The following is a 17,965-nucleotide window of genomic DNA, read 5'->3' as shown; positions in this document are numbered from 1 at the left end:
CCTCAGCTACCGGCTGTTGGCTCCTGCCAGGCGGCCAGGGCTTGCGGAGTGTTGAGGTTGGGAAAACATCCGCTGAAATGGACGCGGGTGACGCGCAGCGTATCCAGCCAGCCGCGGATGCTGCGGCCACCTGCCGCCAGATAAGCAGCTAATCCGTGAGTGGCGGTTGGTCGCAGGGCCAGCAGGGCCGGATGCCAGCGGTCAGGATCACAGGCCATGGCCACGTCTGTGGACAAACCCAGCGCGGACAACATGCGGGCTGCAAAATCCTCCGGCAGGCTGATGATGTCCACAGGCAGCATCAGGATGGCGGTCGTCTCTGCACATGCCGGCTGCTGCATGGCCGCCAGCAGGCCGGCCAGCGGCCCGGGAAAGTCCGGCAGGGTATCCGGCTGCACCGGATGTCCCAGCGCCGCATAGTCAGCCAGCCGGCGGTTGGCACTGATGACGTACTGGCCGGGTGGCAGGCTTTGCTGTTGCAGGCTTGCCAGTGTCCGCCTGATCAGTGGCTGGCCGGCCAGCTCGATCCAGCCCTTGTCCTGCCCGCCCATGCGCAAGGCTTGTCCTCCGGCCAGAATCAAAGCGGTATAACAAGGCACCATGGTTTCCCGTGAAACACTGAGCGTGTTGTGGATAAAACGTGGACAAGTTTGCCAGTGCCGGTGCACTTCGGCCAGTCTGAGGTGTGCTGCTGGTAGTGGAGCCAGGCCGGTCGCTAGTGGATAACTTCGTGGATAACTATTGGGAGAACTGTGGCAAGGCTTAAGCGGCCAGCCGGTTCCGGTCGCTGATGACGGGTAGCCGTGGCTTTCGTGATGGTCCGGGTTAAGGTTTCACGGGAAACCATTCGCCGGTTGCTGTGGATAAAACTGTTGACAAATGCCGTCGTCACCTGGGGTTTTCGCCGAGATGGCATGTTTCACGGGAAACCATGGTGACGACCTGCCTGTGGATAAATTTGTGGATGACTTGTGCGTTGCTATGCCAGCCAGCGTGCCGTTGCCGCGTCGTCACTGGCTTTGGCATCCACCCAGTGTGCCTGTCCGTCGGCCCGGATTTCCCGTTTCCAGAACGGTGCACCGGTTTTCAGCCAGTCCATGATGAATTCGCAGGCAGCGAATGCCGCAGCCCGGTGGGCGGATGCCACGGCCACCAGCACGATGTTGTCACCCAGCATCATGCGTCCGGTCCGGTGGATCACCGTCACGGCGGCCAGCGGCCAGCGTTGTCCGGCTTCGGCGATGATGGCGTGCAGGGATTTTTCGGTCATGCCGGGATAATGTTCCAGCTCCAGCGCCACCACGTTCGCGCTGTCACCAAAATCCCGCACCAGACCGGTAAAGCTGGCGACAGCACCCACGCCCGGTGCGTGCAGCCTTTGCTGTTCGGCTCCGGCATCAAAATCATCCGGGCCTACCCGTACCGTGATGATCATGGCCGTCAGCCTCCGGTGACCGGCGGAAACAGTGCTACCTCGTCTCCGTCTGCCAGAACGGTTTCCGGCCGGGCCAGGGTCTGGTTGACGGCCACCCGGAACGGCCGGCTGCCTCCCAGTGCCGCCTGCCAGACATCACCCCGGCAGCCCAGTTCCTGTACCAGGTCACTGACGGTCTGACCGGAAAAATCCAGTGTTTCGGTCGCCATGCCGAACTCGTCGCGCAGGCGGGCAAAATAAAGAAGGTTCAGCTGCATCAGGCACTATCCCGGTCAGAACGTGGCTTGCCATGGCCGTGCAGCATCACCCACAGGTGAAACACGGCGCCGGCCAGCGGCACGATGGCAAGAATCAGGACGAAGATCCATTCGTCCCAGCTCAGCAAGTCCAGCATGGGCAAGACTCCATGAAAGGCATTGTCGCGCGTGCGTCCGGCGGACACCATCCGTCGGTCGGCGGACATGGAAAACGCCGCCCTGGCGGGGCGGCGTTCCGGCTTGTGGTCGGTCGGTTACTTGATGATCTGGGTCAGGGCACCCTTGGCGTAGCTGGCGGCCATGGCATCCAGGCTGACAGCCTTGATCTTGCTGGCCTGGCCGCAGGCGCCGAACGCTTCGTAACGGGCGATGCAGATGTCGCGCATGGCGTCGGTCGAGGCCTTGAGGAACTTGCGCGGGTCGAACTCTGCCGGATGCTGCGCCAGGAAGCGGCGCACTGCACCGGTGCTGGCCAGACGCAGGTCGGTGTCGATGTTGACCTTGCGCACGCCATGCCTGATGCCCTCGACGATTTCTTCCACCGGCACCCCGTAGGTTTCCGGGATTTCGCCGCCGAACTCGTTGATCACCTTCAGCCATTCCTGCGGCACGCTGGAGCTGCCGTGCATCACCAGGTGGGTGTTGGGGATGCGGGCGTGGATTTCCTTGATGCGGTCGATGCGCAGCACGTCACCGGTGGGCTTCTTGGTGAACTTGTAGGCGCCGTGGCTGGTGCCGATGGCGATGGCCAGTGCGTCCACGCCGGTGTCCTTGACGAAGCGGGCAGCTTCTTCCGGGTCGGTCAGGAGCTGGCTGTGGTCGAGCACGCCCTCGGCGCCCACGCCGTCTTCCTCACCGGCCTTGCCGGTTTCCAGGCTGCCGAGGCAGCCGATTTCGCCTTCCACCGACACGCCGCAGGCGTGGGCGAAGTTGACCACGGTACGGGTGACGTCGACGTTGTAGTCGTAGTCGGCCGGTGTCTTGCCGTCACTCTTGAGGCTGCCGTCCATCATCACCGAGCTGAAGCCGAGCTGGATCGAGCGCTGGCACACGTCCGGGCTGGTGCCGTGGTCCTGGTGCATCACTACCGGAATGTGCGGGAATTCCTCCGCCGCCGCCAGGATCATGTGGCGCAGGAACGGTGCGCCGGCGTATTTGCGGGCACCGGCGGACGCCTGCACGATCACCGGCGCGTCGCACTTGTCGGCCGCTTCCATGATGGCGCGCATCTGTTCGAGGTTGTTGACGTTGAAGGCCGGCAGGCCGTAGCTGAATTCAGCTGCATGGTCGAGCAGCTGGCGCATGGAGACGAGTGCCATCTTGATTTTTCTCCTGGAAACATCAGGTGCCCGGCAGGAGGCCGGACACGGAAAACGGTTGTTAGTGACGGGTAATGCTGGTCAGCGCCACCCCGGCGAGGCCGAATGCCCCGCCCGAGGCGCGGTTGATCCACTTGAGCCGCAGCGGGCTGGAAAGCCAGTGGCGCAGGCGTGCGCCGCCGCTGGCGTAGGCAAACTGCCACGACGACTCGATGACGTAGAACGTGGCCGCCAGGATCGCCAGTTGCGGCCCCTGTGGCAGGCCGGCATTCATGAACTGCGGGAACAGCGCGGCAAAAAACAGGAACGCCTTGGGATTGCTCATCGCCACCAGAAAGCCGGTGGCGAAGCGGCGCCACGGCGAACCCTGCGGAGCCGCGCCATGGCTGCCGGTATCCAGCGGTGCAGGAGTGGCGCGCCAGGTCTTGATGCCGAGCCAGATCAGGTAGCCTGCCCCGGCGTACTTCACTACCGAGAATGCCAGTTCCGACGTGGCCAGCAGGGCACCGAGGCCGAGTGCCGAGCCGGTCATGATCAGGCCGAGAGCCGTCAACAGGCCGAAGATGGTCGGCAGGGTATGACGCACGCCAAAGCGGATGCCGTGGTTGAGCGCCAGCAGCATGTTCGGGCCCGGCGTGGCCGAGACGAAAAACACCGTGACGACATACAGCAGCCAGGTTTCCAGCACCATGATGTCACTCCCGCAGAATCAAAAAAGCCAGTGTAGGCCGGTTGGCAACAGGCTCACCAGCTACCCCGGCATCCGCTGTCGCGTTGCTGATACAGGGGTGGCCCGGGGTCAGGTGCGGGCAGCCAGCATTGCCACGGCCGGCAGTTCCTTGCCCTCGAGGAATTCGAGGAAGGCGCCGCCGCCGGTGGAGATGTAGCTGATCCTGTCGGTGACGCCGAACTTGGCGATGGCCGACAGGGTGTCGCCGCCGCCGGCGATGGAAAACGCCTTCGATTCGGCAATCGCCTCGGCCAGCGTGCGCGTGCCGTGGCTGAACTGCTCGAATTCGAACACGCCGACCGGGCCGTTCCACACCACCGTGCCGGCCTTGGCGACGATCTCGGCCAGCACCCTGGCCGAATCCGGGCCGATGTCGAGGATCATGTCGTCACGGGTGACGTCGGCGACGTTCTTCAGCGTGTCCTCGGCGTTTTCCGAGAATTCCGGCGCCACCACCACGTCGGTCGGCAGCGGCACGTTGCCGCCGTGGGCGCGGATCTTCTCGATCACCTTCTTGGCTTCGCCAACGAGGTCGGCTTCGGCCAGCGACTTGCCGATGTTCTTGCCTTCGGCCAGCAGGAAGGTGTTGGCGATGCCGCCGCCGACGATCAGCTGGTCGACCTTGTCGGCCAGCGCTTCGAGAATGGTCAGCTTGGTCGACACCTTGGAGCCGGCCACGATCGCCACCAGCGGGCGGGCCGGGGCTTCGAGGGCACGACCCAGCGCATCCAGCTCGGCCGCCAGCAGCACGCCGGCACACGCCACCGGGGCGAACTGCGCCACGGCATGGGTGGAGGCTTCGGCGCGGTGCGCGGTGCCGAAGGCATCGTTGACGAACACGTCGCACAGCCCGGCGTAGGCGCGGCCCAGTTCTTCGTTGTTCTTCTTCTCGCCCTTGTTCAGGCGCACGTTTTCCAGCATCACCACGTCACCGGCCTTGAGGTCGATGCCGGCTTGCCAGTCGGCGATCACCTTCACCTCTTGCGCCAGCAGCTCGGACAGGCGCCGGGCCACCGGGGCGAGGCTGTCTTCCGGCTTCGGCTCGCCTTCGGTGGGGCGGCCGAGGTGGGTCATCAGGATCACGCTGGCACCGGCCTTCAGGCAGTGCAGGATGGACGGCAGCGAGGCGCGAATGCGGGTGTCGTCGCCGATCACGCCGTTTTTCACCGGCACGTTCATGTCGACGCGGATCAGTACGCGCTTGCCGGCTAGGGACTGTTCGGTCAGTTTCTTGAATTGCATGGTCAACTTCCTACAAAGCGCCGCCCGCCCGGGCACAGGATGGCGGGGCGGGCGGCGGGTTGGCAGTGGTGCGGCTTACCTGGCGTTGAACATCGCCTTGGCGGTGCGCAGCATCTGCTGGCAGAAGCCCCACTCGTTGTCGTACCAGGCCAGCACCTTGACCATGTTGCCGTTGCTGACCTTGGTCAGGGTGGCGTCGAAGGTCGAGCCTTCGGTGCTGTGGTTGAAGTCGGACGACACCAGCGGCAGGGTGTTGTAGCCCAGCACGCCCTTCATCTTGCCTTCGGCGGCTTCCTTGACGATGGCGTTGACTTCGTCCACCGAGGTGTCACGGCCGGCTTCGAAGGTCAGGTCGACCAGCGACACGTTGATGGTCGGCACGCGCACGGCAAAGCCGTCGAGCTTGCCCTTCAGTTCCGGCAGCACCAGGCCGACGGCCTTGGCGGCACCGGTCTTGGTCGGGATCATGTTTTCGGTGGCGGAACGGGCGCGGCGCAGGTCCTTGTGACGCACGTCGGTCAGCACCTGGTCGTTGGTGAAGGCGTGGATGGTGGTCATCAGGCCCTTCTTGATGCCCAGCGCGTCGTTGAGCGCCTTGGCCACCGGGGCGAGACAGTTGGTGGTGCAGCTGGCGTTGGAAACCACGGTCATGTCAGCACGCAGCACGTCGTCGTTGACGCCGAACACCACGGTGGCGTCCACGTCGTCACCGCCCGGAGCCGAGATCAGCACCTTTTTGGCGCCGGCATCGATGTGGGCCTGGCACTTTTCCTTGCTGGTGAAGGCGCCGGTGCATTCGAGCACCAGATCGACGTTCAGGGCCTTCCACGGCAGTTCGGCCGGGTTGCGGGTGGAGAAGAACGGGATGACGTCGCCGGCGACGATCAGGTTCTTGCCGTCCTGCTCGACCTTTTCGGCAAAGCGGCCGTGCACGGTGTCGTACTGGGTCAGGTGGGCGTTGGTGGCCAGGTCGCCGGAGGCGTTGACGGCAACGATCTCGAAGTCGCCACGCAGGTTGTATTCGTAGATGGAACGCAGGGCCTGACGACCGATGCGGCCGTAACCGTTGATGGCGATGCGAATGGCCATGACTGAAATCTCCAGTGTAATTGAATGGTTTTTGTCAGCAGCAAACAGTGCGGGTGGCCCTGGGGCCACCCGCCGGGTGTTACAGCACCGACTTCACAGTGTCGGTGACGTGGGCAACGGTAAAGCCGAAGGTGTCGAACAGCACCTTGGCCGGGGCAGATTCGCCAAAGCGGTCGAGGCCGACCACGGCACCGTCCAGCCCGACATACTTGTGCCACAGGCCGGTGACGCCGGCTTCGATGGCCACGCGCGGCAGGTCACCGCCCAGCACGGCCTGGCGGTAGGCGCGGTCCTGGCGGTCGAACACGTTGGTTGACGGCATCGACACCACGCGCACGGCAATGCCTTCGGCGGCCAGTGCCTCCTGCGCCTTGAGCGCCAGTTCGATTTCCGAGCCGGTGGCGATCAGCACGGCACGCGGGCTGACCGCGTCGCGCAGCACGTAGCCGCCCTTCTTGATGCCGTCGATCTGGGCGGCATCGCGGGAGACAAACGGCAGGTTCTGGCGGCTGAAGATCAGCGTTGACGGGCCGTCGCGGCGCGCCAGCGCCTCGCCCCAGGCCACGACCGATTCCACGGTGTCGCACGGGCGCCAGGTGTTCATGTTCGGGATCAGGCGCAGGGTGGCGATCTGTTCGACCGGCTGGTGGGTCGGGCCGTCTTCACCCAGACCGATGGAGTCGTGGGTGAACACGAACACCGGATTGATCTTCATCAGCGCGGCCATGCGCAGGGCATTGCGGGCGTATTCGCTGAACATCAGGAAGGTGGCACCGAACGGGCGCATGCCGCCGTGCAGGGTCATGCCGTTCATGATGGCGGCCATGCCGAATTCGCGCACGCCGTAGTGGACGTAGCTGGTGCCTTCCGGTTCGGTCACCGACACCGCGCCCTTCCAGTTGGTCAGGTTCGACGGGGTCAGGTCGGCGGAGCCGCCGACGAGTTCCGGCAGGATGTCGGCAAAGGCGGCGATGGCGTTTTGCGAGGCCTTGCGGGTGGCTATGGTCTCGGCCTTGCCGTTGACGGCGTCGATGGCCGCGGCGTAGCGCGCGTCCCAGTCAGCCGGCAGGTCGCCCAGCATGCGGCGTTCGAATTCGGCGGCGAGTTCCGGATAAGCGGCGCGGTAGGCGGCAAAGCGCTCGTTCCACTCGGTTTCGGCGGCAGTGCCGGTGGCACGAGCATCCCACTCGGCACGGATGTCGGTCGGTACCTCGAACGGTGCAGCGCTCCAGCCGAGGTTGGTGCGGGTGGCGGCGATTTCGGCGGCACCCAGCGGGGCACCGTGCACGTCGTGGCCACCTTCCTTGTTCGGGGCACCCTTGCCGATGGTGGTCTTGCAGCAGATCAGGGTCGGGCGGCGGGTTTCGCTGCGGGCGGCTTCGATGGCAGCCAGCACGGCGTCGGCACTGTGGCCGTCCACGGCGCGGATGACGTTCCAGCCGTAGGCTTCGAAGCGGGCCGGGGTGTCGTCGGTAAACCAGCCGTCGACGTCGCCGTCGATCGAGATGCCGTTGTCGTCCCAGAAGGCGACCAGCTTGTTGAGGCCCCAGGTACCGGCCAGCGAGCAGGCTTCGTGGCTGATGCCTTCCATCAGGCAGCCGTCGCCCAAGAACACCCAGGTACGGTGGTCGACCACGGTATGGCCGTCACGGTTGAAGGTGCGGGCCATGATCTTTTCGGCCAGCGCCATGCCCACGGCGTTGGTGATGCCCTGCCCCAGCGGACCGGTGGTGGTTTCCACGCCCGGGGTGTAGCCGTATTCCGGATGGCCCGGCGTCTTGCTGTGCAGCTGGCGGAAGTTTTTCAGGTCGTCGGCGCTGACGTCGTAGCCGGTGAGGTGCAGGAGGCTGTAGAGCAGCATCGAGCCATGACCGTTGGACAGTACGAAGCGGTCACGGTCGGCCCATTGCGGATTGGACGGATTATGCTTGAGATGGTATTTCCACAGGGCGACGGCAATGTCCGCCATCCCCATCGGCATGCCCGGATGACCGGAATTGGCTTGTTGCACGGCATCCATGCTGAGAACACGGATGGCATTGGCGAGCTCGGTGCGCGTGACCATAAAACCTCTGAACCTGTGCGAAAGACGGTTGCCGGCCCGCGCGGACCTGCCCGATGATCGGGCAGCGGGAGCGCCAAAGCCTGCAAAAAATCATTCGATTATCGCCGATGGAGCTTGTGTGCGGCAACCGCCTGCCGCATGAAGCATCCGCGGTCCGTTGAGGAGAACTCCATGCAAGCGACCCCCCTTCCCGCCTACCAACGCCTGCCGGCCGGCATGGGCAGCCGCTGGATCGGCGACGCCTGGCGCCTGTTCCGCGACTACCCGGCCAGCTGGGTGGTGATGGGGGTGCTGTTTTTCGTCATCCAGCTGGTGCTGGGGCTGATCCCGATGCTCGGCCAGTTCCTCGCTGCCATTTCCACGCCGGTCCTGATGGCCGGCTTTGCCGTGGCGGCCGGCCGGGTGCCGTCGGGCCAGCTGCCGCGCATCAACGATCTGTTTGCCTGCCTGTCCGCCGACCGGGTGCCGCCCTTCCTGCTGCTGGGCACGGTGTACCTGGTGCTGTCGATGGCGGTGTACACGCTGGCTTTCCTGCTGGCTGCCGGTGCCGGTTTCGGCTTGCCCGGCGGCGTGAATGCCGGCTCGCCGATGACGGCGGCCATGGGCGAGCAACTGCTGCTGGCCCTGCTGATGGGCGGGATTCCGGCGACATGGCTGCTGACCATGGCGTTCTGGCTGGCACCGCTGCTGGTGTTGCACCACCGGCTGACGCCGCTGGTGGCCCTGCGCCTGTCCTTCATGGCTTCGGCCGGCAGCTTTGCCGCGTTTGCCATCATGTTTGTCGGCATGACGGTGCTGCTGTTCCTGGCTGCCCTGCCCTTCGGGCTGGGCCTGCTGGTGTGGGTGCCGATGTCGCTCCTGCTGCCGGTGGTGGGTTACCGCAGCCTGTTTGCCGCGCACGCCTGACCACCAGCCGCCCATGCAGAACGGCGACCCCGCAAGGAGTCGCCGTTTTTCGTGCCGGTAACCTGACTTACAGCGTCAGGCCCAGCGTGGTGCCCTGCTGGATGGCGCGCTTGGCATCCAGTTCGGCCGCCACGTCGGCGCCGCCGATACGGTGAACCGGCACACCCAGCGCCGCCAGCGGCGCTTCCAGCTCGCGCTGCGGTTCCTGGCCGGCGCAGACGATCACGTTGTCGACCGCCAGCACCTGCGCCTCACCCTTGATGGTGACGTGCAGGCCGGCGTCGTCGATGCGCTCGTAGCTGACTCCGTTGAGCATTTTCACCCCGCGCATGGCGAGGCTGGCGCGGTGGATCCAGCCGGTGGTCTTGCCCAGTCCGTCTCCCACCTTGCTCGACTTGCGTTGCAGCAGGAACACCTCGCGCGGGCTGGGTTCCGGCGCCGGGCCGCGCGGGCTGAGGCCGCCGCGCTGCGACAGGGTCATGTCGATGCCCCATTCGCGGGTGAAGGCCTCTGGTGACAGACTGGCGGATTCGCCGTGCTGGGTCAGGTATTCGGCGGTGTCAAAACCGATGCCGCCGGCACCGATGATCGCCACGCGGCGACCGACCGGCTGGTGGTCGCGCAGCACGTCGAGATAGCTCAGCACCATCGGGTGGTCGATGCCGTTAATGGCCGGTGTGCGCGGCACGATGCCGGTGGCGAGGACGATTTCGTCAAAGCCGGCCAGTGCCTCGGCCCCCACCCGCTGGCCCAGCCGGACGGTGACGCCGCTGAGTTCCAGCTGGCGGCCGAAGTAGCGCAGGGTTTCGTGGAATTCTTCCTTGCCGGGGATGGTCTTGGCGATGTTGAACTGGCCGCCGATGACCGGTGCGGCGTCGAACAGGGTGACCTGGTGGCCACGGCGGGCGGCGGTGGTGGCGCAGGCCAGGCCGGCCGGTCCGGCACCGACCACGGCGACCCGTTTCGGGGCGGTGGCCGGCGTGGCGCGGAATTCGGCTTCGTGGCAGGCGGCCGGGTTGACCAGACAGGAGGTGAGCTTGCCGGAGAAGATATGGTCGAGGCAGGCCTGGTTGCAGCCGATGCAGGTGTTGATTTCGTCAGCGCGGGCGCCGGCCGCCTTGATCACGAAATCGGGGTCGGCCAGCAGCGGGCGCGCCATCGACACCATGTCGGCACAGCCCTCGGCCAGCACCCGCTCGGCTACGGCCGGATCGTTGATGCGGTTGGTGGTGATGAGCGGGATGCCGACCTGGCCCATGAGCTTTTTGGTCACCCAGGCAAAGCCGGCGCGCGGCACCGAGGTGGCGATGGTGGGAATGCGCGCTTCGTGCCAGCCGATGCCGGTGTTGATCAGGGTGGCGCCAGCGGCTTCGATGGCCCGGGCGAGCGTGACCACTTCGTCCCAGCTCGAACCTTCATCGACCAGGTCGAGCATGGACAGGCGGTAGATGATGATGAAGCCGGTGCCGACGGCGGCACGGACGGCCTTGACGGTCTCGACGGCGAAGCGCATGCGGTTGGCAAACGGGCCGCCCCACTCGTCGGTGCGCTGGTTGGTGCGGCTGCACAGGAACTGGTTGATCAGGTAGCCCTCGGAACCCATCACCTCGACGCCGTCATAGCCGGCCTGTTGCGCCAGTGCGGCGCAGCGGGCGAAGTCGGCGATGGTCTGGCGGATGCCGGCATCGCTGAGTTCCAGCGGCTTGAAGGGATTGATCGGTGCCTGCACGGCGCTGGGTGCCACTGGCTCGAACTGGTAGCTGTAGCGGCCGGTATGCAGGATCTGCAAGGCGATCTTGCCGTCGGCGGCGTGGACGGCATCGGTGATGACCCGGTGGCGGGCGGCGTCTGCTTCCGTGGTGAGCATCTTGCCTCCGGCAAAGCCCAGCCCCTTTTCGTTGGGGGCGATGCCGCCGGTGACGATCAGGCCGACGCCGCCACGGGCGCGCTCGGCGTAAAAGGCGGCCATGCGGTCATAGCCGTCCGGCAGCTCTTCCAGCCCGGTATGCATGGAGCCCATCAGCACACGGTTTTTCAGGGTGGTGAAGCCGAGATCAAGCGGGGCGAGGAGATGCGGATAGGCCGTCATGGTGTCTGTTCCGTTCAGGGTGGCGCCCGTCCGGGCGGATCGTCGGACAATATCCCGCGAGGGTGATGCTGTCAAACGACCGTTTGATTTTGACGTGAGGCTGCGCTTGCCGATTGTTGTTGCAATATGCATATTGCGCTTTTGTCTTGCCGAAAGCGCCTTATGTCCTTGTCGCGCCTGTTGTGGTTTGCCGGGTTGATCATCACGCTGGCCATGGGTATCCGCCATTCGTTTGGACTGTTCGTGCCGGACATGAGCGCGGTGCTGGGAGGCGGGCGCGGGATTTTTGCGCTGGCGCTGGCGGTGCAGAACCTGCTGTGGGGACTGGCGCAGCCGTTTGCCGGCGCCTGGGCCGACCGGGTGGGTGCGCGGCGGGTGCTGGTGCTCGGTACGCTCTGCTATGTGGCCGGCCTGCTGCTGATGGCGACGGCCGCCGCGCCCTTGTCGAGCGGTGCGCTGGTCGGGCTGGGGCTGGCAGGCACCACCTACGGCGTGGTGTTCGGCGTGGTCGGCAAGGTGGCGCCGCCGGAAAAGCGCACGCAGGCGATGGGCATCACGGCAGCGGCGGGCTCGGTGGGCCAGTTCATCATGCTGCCGCTGGGGCAGTGGAGCATCGACACGCTGGGCTGGTCGCTGACGCTGATCGTGTTTTCGGCGCTGGTGGCCGCGATCATGCCGCTGGCGATACCGTTGCGGGCGCCGGTGAGCGTGCGGCCGTCGCAGCCGGTCGGGGCGGCGCTGAAAGAGGCCTGCCGGCATCCGGGGTTTTTGCTGCTGTGTGCCAGCTACGGCGTGTGCGGTTTCCAGGTGACCTTTGTCGGCGTGCACCTGCCGGCCTATCTGGCCGACCAGGGCATTGCACCGCAGGTGGGTGCGACGGCGCTGGCGCTGATCGGCCTGTTCAACATTGTCGGCACCTGGCTGTTCGGCCTGCTGGGTGCCCGGCGCAACAAGGCCCGCCTGCTGTCGCTGATCTATGCCGCGCGGGCGCTGGCGATCACCTGTTTCGTGCTGCTGCCGCTGTCGCCCCTGAGCTCCATGCTGTTTGCCGCCGCCATCGGCTTCCTGTGGCTGGGCACGGTGCCGCTGACCAACGGGCTGATTGCCGGCGTGTTTGGCGTGGAATACCTGTCGATGCTGGGCGGCGTGGTGTTCATGGCGCACCAGGTCGGCAGCTTCTTTGGTGTCTGGCTGGGCGGGCTGCTGTTTGACCGCACTGGCAGCTACGGTCTGGTGTGGTGGATGAGCGTGGGGTTGGGCATGGCCGCCGCCTTCCTGTGCTTGCCGATCCGCGAAGAACGGGTGCCGCGGCTGGCCGTGGCCGGGGCCGCGGCATGATGCGGGTGCTGGGCGGGCTGTTGCTGGCACTGGCACTGGCGCTGGGGTTCTGGGCCTATCTGCGTGCCGATGCGGTGCTGACTTTTGCCGGTCTGGCGGGCATGTGCCGCTGACGGCGCTGCAATGCCCGCGCCATGGGGATAGAATGCGCGCTGATCTTTGCCTGTCATGGCCTGACTGACCCATGTTCCGAGCCTTGCCTGCCGCGCAGCGTCGCGCGGCGCGCGCGCATCTGCGTGCGGGTGGCGTACTGGCCTACGCTACCGAATCCTGTTTTGGCCTTGGCTGCCTGCCGGGCAACGCGCGCGGCCTGCGCACCATCCTGCGCCTGAAGGGGCGTCCCAACCACAAGGGCATGATCGTGGTCGGACGGCGCTTTGCTGACCTGCGCCGGCTGGTCCGGCCGGTGGACGCTGCCGGGCAGGCCCGGCTGATGTCCCGCTGGCCGGGGCCGACCACCTTCCTGCTGCCGGCCGACCGGCGGGTGCTGCCGCTGTTGCGCGGCCGGCACCGCACGTTGGCCGTACGCGTGTCGGCGCACCACGGGGTAGCCATGCTGACCCGCGACCTCGGGCCGCTGGTGTCGACTTCGGCCAACTTTGCCGGCAAGGTGTCGCTCAAGAATGCTGCTGCCTGCCGGCGTACTTTCGGGCAGGAAGTCATGGTCCTGCCAGGCCGGACCGGCCGGGCCAGACGGCCGTCGGCCATCATCGATTTTGCCAGCGGGCGCGTGTTGCGCTAGATTGCCCGCGCCGCTTTGTTTGCGTATGTCTTATTGAACCCAAGGTACTGTCGTGGAAGCCACTCAATCCCTGTCGGTCGTCCAGCTGATTCTGGACGCCAGTCTCCCGGTCCAGCTCATCATGGCACTGCTGGTCGCCATGTCGGTCCTGTCGTGGACGCGCATCCTCACCAAGGCGGTGGAAGTCCGGACCGCGCGTCGTCACACCGAGGATTTCGAACGGGCCTTCTGGAGCGGCACTGACCTCAACCACATCTACCAGCAGGTGTCGGCCAAGCCTGACGGCATCGGCATGGAAAAGATCTTCCAGTCCGGCTTTGCCGAATTCCTCAAGCTGCGCCGTCAGCCCGGCGGCGAGCTGTCCGACATCATGGACGGCACCCGCCGCGCCATGAAGGCCGCTGCCCAGCGCGAGCTGGACGATCTGGATCGTCACACCTCGTTCCTGGCCACCGTGGGGTCGGTCAGCCCGTACATCGGTCTTTTCGGCACCGTGTGGGGCATCATGCACGCCTTCATCGGCCTGGGGAATGCCGGCAACGCCACGCTGGCGACCGTGGCACCGGGCATTGCCGAAGCGCTGATCGCTACCGCGATCGGCCTGTTTGCCGCCATTCCGGCAGTGGTGGCGTACAACCGTTTTGCCTACGACATCGACCGCTTTGCCACCCGCTTCGACACCTTCATGGAGGAGTTTTCCAACATCCTCCAGCGTCAGGCGGCCAAGTAAGCGCGCCGTTCAGCGTTGAAGAAAAACCGGGCCGTCAGCGGCCCGGTTTTTTCATGCCTGTTCTTCAGCCAAGGGCAAAGTCCGCGGCAAAGCGGGCGTGCAGGGCGGTGGTGTCGAAGAGCGGCAGCGACGTGTCGCCGGCCGACACCAGCAGCGGGATTTCGGTACAGCCCAGCACCACGCCCTGGGCGCCGGCTGCGGCCAGCCGGCCGATGATGTCGAGGTAGGCCGTGCGCGAGGCCGGGCGGATGTCGCCGAGGCACAGTTCGTCGTAGATGATGCGGTGGACGGTGGCACGGTCGTCGGCCTCCGGCACCAGCACCCGGATGCCCCGGGCTTCCAGCCGGGCGCGGTAGAAGTCCTGCTCCATGGTGAAGCGGGTTCCCAGCAGGCCGACACAATCGAGGCCGGCAGCCCGGATGGCGGCGGCAGTGGCGTCGCCGATGTGCAGGAACGGCAGGTCCGTGGCCGCCTGCATGGCCGGGGCCACCTTGTGCATGGTGTTGGTACACAGCACGACGGCGTCGGCACCGGCTGCCTCCAGCTGGCGGCAGGCGCGGGCCAGCAGTGCGCCGGCAGCGTCCCAGTCACCGCAGGCCTGCAAGGCTTCCACTTCGGCAAAGTCCACGCTGACCAGCACCAGCCGGGCCGAGTGCAGGCCGCCCAGGGCCGCTTTGGCGTGTTCGTTGAGCAGACGGTAGTAGGTGGCAGTGGATTCCCAGCTCATGCCGCCGATCAGGCCGAGGGTTTTCATGCAGGCTCCAGAGGGCAAAGACGCCATCCTTGCCGGCTGGCGCCGGACTGGCAAGCCTTGCCGGCATGAAACATGAAAAAGGCCGCCCGGACCGGGGCGGCCTGACGGCATGCGGGGGCATCAGCCCAGCTTGAGCGAGGTCCAGGTGCGGTTGAGGTCGCGGCGCGCCTTCATCGGCACTTCTTTCAGCAGGATCAGCTTCTGCCTGGCCGGGTCGGCCATGATCACCTTGTTGGCCTTGATGTCCGGCCTGAAGTACGGCGTGGCGGCGGTGTTCGGGTTGACCGCACCCATGATGTTCGACACGTCGGCCGCGTTCTTGCCGTCGAGCAGGAAGTTGACGAACTGGTTGGCCAGGTCCGGCCGCCTGGCACCCTTGAGGATCACCAGGCTGTCGAGGCCGAGGATGTTGCCTTCCTTTTGCAGGTTGTAGCCGATGGTGAACGGCCGTTTGGCCGCCCTGGCGTCGTGCATGGCCTGGAAGAAGTCGTTGGTGAAGCCATGCACCAGCCAGATGTTGCCGACGGTCAGTTCCTTGATGTAGCTCTGGTTGTTGAACGCGGCCCAGTAGGGCTTGGCTTTCCTGATGACGTCGGCGGCGGCCTTGAGGTTGGCCGGCGAGAGGTCGTTGGGGTCCCGGCCGAGATACATCAGAGCGGCAGCCACCAGCTCGCGCTGGCTGTCCATCACCGTGACCTTGCCCTTCAGCCTGGCAAGGATCTGCGGGTCAAAGATGGCGGCCCAGCTGTCGGTGGGAATGCCGAGTTCCTTGATCTTCTGCTCGTTGTAACCGATGGCGGTGATGCTGGAGAGCAGCGGGGCACCGACCCTGTTGCCCGGATCGAATTCGGCGTTGAGCCTGAGGTAGCCCGGATTGAGGTTCTTGAAATTGGGGATCTTCGCCTTGTCGAGCGGCTGGGTCTTGCCCTGCTTGATCAGGATGTCCATGGCGTAGGCGGTCGGAACCACCATGTCGTAGCCCGAGGCGCCGGCGGCAAGCTTGGCCAGCATCTCCTCGTTGTCGCCGTAATAGTCTTCCTGGACGCTGCACTGGCAGAGGGCCTCGAAACGCTTGATGGTTTCCGGGGCGATTTCGTTGTTCCAGTTGAACACCCTGAGCACATCCTTCGCCATGACCGGGCCCGACAGGGCGGTGAGCGTGGCGATGAGAACGAGCTTGTTCATAGGGCAAAGATCCTCAAAAAAGTTGGACGGAGAAAGGTCAGGGAGGCAAGGGAATTCCCGCAGGGTTACAGGTTGACGAGGTTGTCGCGGTGGATGAGCTCCGGCTCGCCGACATAGCCGAGCAGGCGTTCGATGTCGCGGGTCGGGTGGCGCATGATCATGCGGGCCTCGTCAGAGGAATAGTTGGCCAGTCCGCGGGCCACTTCGCGGCCATCGCTGTTGACGCAGGCCACGGCGTCGCCGCGCAGGAATTCGCCCTCCACCGCGATGACGCCGATCGGCAGCAGGCTGGTGTGGCGGGCGGTGACGGCGCGGGCGGCCCCGTCGTCGAGTACCAGCCGGCCGGCCAGCCGCAGGTGGTCGGCCAGCCACTGCTTGCGTGCTGCCCAGCGGTCGTTCTGCGCCACCAGCTGGGTGCCGATGGCTTCGCCGTCCGCCAGCCGGGACAGCACGTTGGCTTCGCGGCCGCAGGCGATGACGGTGGTGGCGCCGCTGCGGGCGGCCCGCTTGGCGGCGAGGATCTTGGTCAGCATGCCGCCGGTACCGACGCTGCTGCCGGCGCCGCCGGCCATGGCTTCCAGCTCCGGGTTGCCGGCGCAGGCTTCGTGGACGAACTCGGCATCCGGATGCTTGCGCGGATCGGCGGTATACAGCCCTTGCTGGTCGGTGAGGATCACCAGTGCGTCGGCCTCGATCAGGTTGGTCACCAGCGCGCCGAGGGTATCGTTGTCGCCAAGCTTGATCTCGCTGGTCACCACGGTGTCGTTTTCGTTGATGATCGGCACCACGTTGAGCGACAGCAGGGTCAGCAGGGTGGTGCGGGCGTTGAGGTAGCGGGTGCGGTCGGCCATGTCCTCGTGGGTCAGCAGCACCTGGGCGGTTTTCAGGTTGTGGGCGGTGAACACGCGCTCGTAGGCTTCGCACAGGCCCATCTGGCCGACGGCGGCAGCGGCCTGCTTTTCGTGCACGGCCGACGGTTTGGCGCTCCAGCCCAAGCGCTTGATGCCTTCGGCGATGGCGCCGGAACTGACCAGCACCACTTCCTTGCCCCGGCGCATCAGGTCGGCGATTTCGGAGGCCCAGCGTTCCAGGGCGGCATGGTCGAGCCCGGCACCGTCGTTGGTGACAAGACTCGATCCGACTTTGACTACGATGCGGTGGGCGGAATGGATGACCGATTGCATTGGGACGACTCCAGCAAGACAAACGGCGGCGGAACGCGCCCGTCGCCGTTTCAGGAAGATTTGCCCCGGATTATCGCCGGGGGGTGGCAAGCGAGGGAAGGGCCTGTGGTCAGTTTTTGCCGCATACCGGACAGGCCGGGTCGCGAACCAGCCGCATGCGTCGCCATTCGCCGCTGCGGCCGTCCAGCAGCTGGAGCTGGCCGGCGGCCTGCGAGGGCAGGCCCAGCAGCAGTTTCAGGGCCTCCATGGCCTGGAGGGAGCCGATGACACCGACCAGCGGGGCGAACACACCGAACAGGGCGCACGGGCCGTCGCTGGTTTCGCCCTCGTCGGGGAACAGGCAGTGGTAGCAGCCGGTGTGCGGCGTGCGGTAGTCGAAGACGGCGAGCTGGCCGTCAAACCGTACGGCCGCACCGCTGACCAGCGGAACGCCGGCGGCAACACAGGCACGGTTGACGGCATGGCGGGTGGCAAAGTTGTCGCAGCAGTCGAGTACCACGTCGGCTTCGGCCACCAGGGCGGCCAGTCGCTGGCCTTCGACGCGTTCGGCCACGGCGCGCAGGCAGATGTCGGGGTTGAGGTCGCGCATGCGCCGGACGGCGGATTCGGCCTTGTTGTCACCCAGCCGGTCGCAGGCATGGATGATCTGCCGTTGCAGGTTGGTCAGGTCGACGGTGTCGTCGTCGCAGATGGTGAGGGTGCCGACGCCGCTGGCGGCGAGGTAGAGTCCGGCCGGGCTGCCCAGTCCGCCGGCGCCGATCACCAGGGCGTGGCTGGACAGCAGTTTTTCCTGACCGGCGATGTCGATGTCCGGCAGCAGGATGTGGCGGGAATAACGGATCAGCTGTTCATCGTGCATGATGGGCGGGCAGGTAGGGCGAACGGCCCATCCTACACCCG

At 65.9% G+C, this 17,965-nt stretch carries 18 protein-coding genes; 4 read left to right on the top strand and 14 right to left on the bottom strand.

The features are described 5' to 3' along the window. Positions 1 to 2: 2 nt before the first annotated feature. From mobA to tkt, 9 genes are all read right to left on the bottom strand, one after another. A complete protein-coding gene (gene mobA / locus G542_RS0109150) occupies positions 3 to 602 on the bottom strand; it encodes a molybdenum cofactor guanylyltransferase MobA (protein WP_034985398.1) in 600 nt (199 codons plus the stop codon). A gap of 377 nt (positions 603 to 979) precedes the next feature. Continuing rightward, the gene (gene moaE / locus G542_RS0109145; RefSeq protein WP_012695531.1) at positions 980 to 1,435 is read right to left on the bottom strand and encodes a molybdopterin synthase catalytic subunit MoaE; all 456 of its coding nucleotides are present in this window, start codon (positions 1,433 to 1,435) and stop codon (positions 980 to 982) included. A 5-nt stretch (positions 1,436 to 1,440) separates the two neighbouring features. Beyond that, positions 1,441 to 1,692, bottom strand: a complete 252-nt coding sequence (gene moaD / locus G542_RS0109140) for a molybdopterin converting factor subunit 1 (RefSeq protein ID WP_012695532.1) — start codon at positions 1,690 to 1,692, stop codon at positions 1,441 to 1,443. Further along, entirely contained in the window at positions 1,692 to 1,829 is a 138-nt protein-coding gene (locus G542_RS18800) for a hypothetical protein (protein ID WP_012695533.1), read from the bottom strand. Before G542_RS18800 ends, moaD begins: the two co-directional genes overlap by 1 nt. A 117-nt stretch (positions 1,830 to 1,946) precedes the next feature. Further along, entirely contained in the window at positions 1,947 to 3,011 is a 1,065-nt protein-coding gene (gene fba, locus G542_RS0109130) for a class II fructose-bisphosphate aldolase (protein WP_027823944.1), read from the bottom strand. Between the two features lie 61 nt (positions 3,012 to 3,072). Then, positions 3,073 to 3,702 (bottom strand): LysE family translocator, encoded by a 630-nt coding sequence (locus G542_RS0109125; protein ID WP_012695535.1) that lies wholly within the window; start codon positions 3,700 to 3,702, stop codon positions 3,073 to 3,075. A 108-nt stretch (positions 3,703 to 3,810) separates the two neighbouring features. Continuing rightward, positions 3,811 to 4,983, bottom strand: a complete 1,173-nt coding sequence (locus G542_RS0109120) for a phosphoglycerate kinase (protein WP_027823943.1) — start codon at positions 4,981 to 4,983, stop codon at positions 3,811 to 3,813. A 75-nt stretch (positions 4,984 to 5,058) separates the two neighbouring features. Continuing rightward, positions 5,059 to 6,072 carry a type I glyceraldehyde-3-phosphate dehydrogenase gene (gap, locus tag G542_RS0109115; protein WP_012695537.1) on the bottom strand — a complete coding sequence of 338 codons (1,014 nt, stop codon included), beginning with the start codon at positions 6,070 to 6,072 and terminating at the stop codon, positions 5,059 to 5,061. A 79-nt stretch (positions 6,073 to 6,151) separates the two neighbouring features. Beyond that, positions 6,152 to 8,137: a transketolase gene (gene tkt, locus G542_RS0109110; RefSeq protein ID WP_027823942.1), complete on the bottom strand. Its 1,986-nt coding sequence runs from the start codon at positions 8,135 to 8,137 to the stop codon at positions 6,152 to 6,154. A gap of 171 nt (positions 8,138 to 8,308) precedes the next feature. Between tkt and G542_RS0109105 the strand changes: the two genes are divergently transcribed. Next, a complete protein-coding gene (locus tag G542_RS0109105; RefSeq protein ID WP_012695539.1) occupies positions 8,309 to 9,043 on the top strand; it encodes a BPSS1780 family membrane protein in 735 nt (244 codons plus the stop codon). A gap of 67 nt (positions 9,044 to 9,110) precedes the next feature. Here the strand turns inward: G542_RS0109105 and G542_RS0109100 are convergent, their stop codons facing one another. Beyond that, positions 9,111 to 11,132: an NADPH-dependent 2,4-dienoyl-CoA reductase gene (locus tag G542_RS0109100; RefSeq protein ID WP_027823940.1), complete on the bottom strand. Its 2,022-nt coding sequence runs from the start codon at positions 11,130 to 11,132 to the stop codon at positions 9,111 to 9,113. Between the two features lie 162 nt (positions 11,133 to 11,294). Between G542_RS0109100 and G542_RS0109095 the strand changes: the two genes are divergently transcribed. The 3 genes from G542_RS0109095 to tolQ all read left to right on the top strand — a co-directional run bounded on the left by G542_RS0109095 (position 11,295) and on the right by tolQ (position 13,942). Next, positions 11,295 to 12,470, top strand: a complete 1,176-nt coding sequence (locus G542_RS0109095; RefSeq protein WP_012695541.1) for an MFS transporter — start codon at positions 11,295 to 11,297, stop codon at positions 12,468 to 12,470. Between the two features lie 184 nt (positions 12,471 to 12,654). Further along, positions 12,655 to 13,212: an L-threonylcarbamoyladenylate synthase gene (locus G542_RS0109085; RefSeq protein ID WP_012695543.1), complete on the top strand. Its 558-nt coding sequence runs from the start codon at positions 12,655 to 12,657 to the stop codon at positions 13,210 to 13,212. Between the two features lie 52 nt (positions 13,213 to 13,264). Further along, positions 13,265 to 13,942: a protein TolQ gene (tolQ, locus tag G542_RS0109080; protein ID WP_012695544.1), complete on the top strand. Its 678-nt coding sequence runs from the start codon at positions 13,265 to 13,267 to the stop codon at positions 13,940 to 13,942. A gap of 64 nt (positions 13,943 to 14,006) precedes the next feature. On the opposite strand, the gene G542_RS0109075 is transcribed toward tolQ, so the two are convergent. The 4 genes from G542_RS0109075 to G542_RS0109060 all read right to left on the bottom strand — a co-directional run bounded on the left by G542_RS0109075 (position 14,007) and on the right by G542_RS0109060 (position 17,924). Continuing rightward, the gene (locus G542_RS0109075; RefSeq protein WP_012695545.1) at positions 14,007 to 14,696 is read right to left on the bottom strand and encodes an aspartate/glutamate racemase family protein; all 690 of its coding nucleotides are present in this window, start codon (positions 14,694 to 14,696) and stop codon (positions 14,007 to 14,009) included. 120 nt (positions 14,697 to 14,816) lie between these two features. Next, positions 14,817 to 15,881, bottom strand: a complete 1,065-nt coding sequence (locus G542_RS0109070) for an ABC transporter substrate-binding protein (RefSeq protein ID WP_027823939.1) — start codon at positions 15,879 to 15,881, stop codon at positions 14,817 to 14,819. A gap of 65 nt (positions 15,882 to 15,946) precedes the next feature. Beyond that, positions 15,947 to 17,065 (bottom strand): glutamate 5-kinase, encoded by a 1,119-nt coding sequence (proB, locus tag G542_RS0109065; protein ID WP_012695547.1) that lies wholly within the window; start codon positions 17,063 to 17,065, stop codon positions 15,947 to 15,949. Between the two features lie 109 nt (positions 17,066 to 17,174). After that, positions 17,175 to 17,924 (bottom strand): HesA/MoeB/ThiF family protein, encoded by a 750-nt coding sequence (locus G542_RS0109060; protein ID WP_012695548.1) that lies wholly within the window; start codon positions 17,922 to 17,924, stop codon positions 17,175 to 17,177. Positions 17,925 to 17,965 lie beyond the last annotated feature (41 nt).

It is taken from the genome of Laribacter hongkongensis DSM 14985 (assembly GCF_000423285.1).
GTDB lineage: Bacteria > Pseudomonadota > Gammaproteobacteria > Burkholderiales > Aquaspirillaceae > Laribacter > Laribacter hongkongensis.
The sequence above is the reverse complement of the archived record's forward strand: the minus strand, read 5'-3'. Positions and strand labels throughout refer to the sequence as shown.

What these genes read in the sequence shown, in the direction of transcription:
- mobA (WP_034985398.1), bottom strand. Translation starts at nt 602, where the DNA reads ATGGTGCCTTGTTATACCGCTTTGATTCTGGCCGGAGGACAAGCCTTG.
- moaE (WP_012695531.1), bottom strand. Translation starts at nt 1,435, where the DNA reads ATGATCATCACGGTACGGGTAGGCCCGGATGATTTTGATGCCGGAGCC.
- moaD (WP_012695532.1), bottom strand. Translation starts at nt 1,692, where the DNA reads ATGCAGCTGAACCTTCTTTATTTTGCCCGCCTGCGCGACGAGTTCGGC.
- G542_RS18800 (WP_012695533.1), bottom strand. Translation starts at nt 1,829, where the DNA reads ATGCTGGACTTGCTGAGCTGGGACGAATGGATCTTCGTCCTGATTCTT.
- fba (WP_027823944.1), bottom strand. Translation starts at nt 3,011, where the DNA reads ATGGCACTCGTCTCCATGCGCCAGCTGCTCGACCATGCAGCTGAATTC.
- G542_RS0109125 (WP_012695535.1), bottom strand. Translation starts at nt 3,702, where the DNA reads ATGGTGCTGGAAACCTGGCTGCTGTATGTCGTCACGGTGTTTTTCGTC.
- G542_RS0109120 (WP_027823943.1), bottom strand. Translation starts at nt 4,983, where the DNA reads ATGCAATTCAAGAAACTGACCGAACAGTCCCTAGCCGGCAAGCGCGTA.
- gap (WP_012695537.1), bottom strand. Translation starts at nt 6,072, where the DNA reads ATGGCCATTCGCATCGCCATCAACGGTTACGGCCGCATCGGTCGTCAG.
- tkt (WP_027823942.1), bottom strand. Translation starts at nt 8,137, where the DNA reads ATGGTCACGCGCACCGAGCTCGCCAATGCCATCCGTGTTCTCAGCATG.
- G542_RS0109105 (WP_012695539.1), top strand. Translation starts at nt 8,309, where the DNA reads ATGCAAGCGACCCCCCTTCCCGCCTACCAACGCCTGCCGGCCGGCATG.
- G542_RS0109100 (WP_027823940.1), bottom strand. Translation starts at nt 11,132, where the DNA reads ATGACGGCCTATCCGCATCTCCTCGCCCCGCTTGATCTCGGCTTCACC.
- G542_RS0109095 (WP_012695541.1), top strand. Translation starts at nt 11,295, where the DNA reads ATGTCCTTGTCGCGCCTGTTGTGGTTTGCCGGGTTGATCATCACGCTG.
- G542_RS0109085 (WP_012695543.1), top strand. Translation starts at nt 12,655, where the DNA reads ATGTTCCGAGCCTTGCCTGCCGCGCAGCGTCGCGCGGCGCGCGCGCAT.
- G542_RS0109075 (WP_012695545.1), bottom strand. Translation starts at nt 14,696, where the DNA reads ATGAAAACCCTCGGCCTGATCGGCGGCATGAGCTGGGAATCCACTGCC.
- G542_RS0109070 (WP_027823939.1), bottom strand. Translation starts at nt 15,881, where the DNA reads ATGAACAAGCTCGTTCTCATCGCCACGCTCACCGCCCTGTCGGGCCCG.
- proB (WP_012695547.1), bottom strand. Translation starts at nt 17,065, where the DNA reads ATGCAATCGGTCATCCATTCCGCCCACCGCATCGTAGTCAAAGTCGGA.
- G542_RS0109060 (WP_012695548.1), bottom strand. Translation starts at nt 17,924, where the DNA reads ATGCACGATGAACAGCTGATCCGTTATTCCCGCCACATCCTGCTGCCG.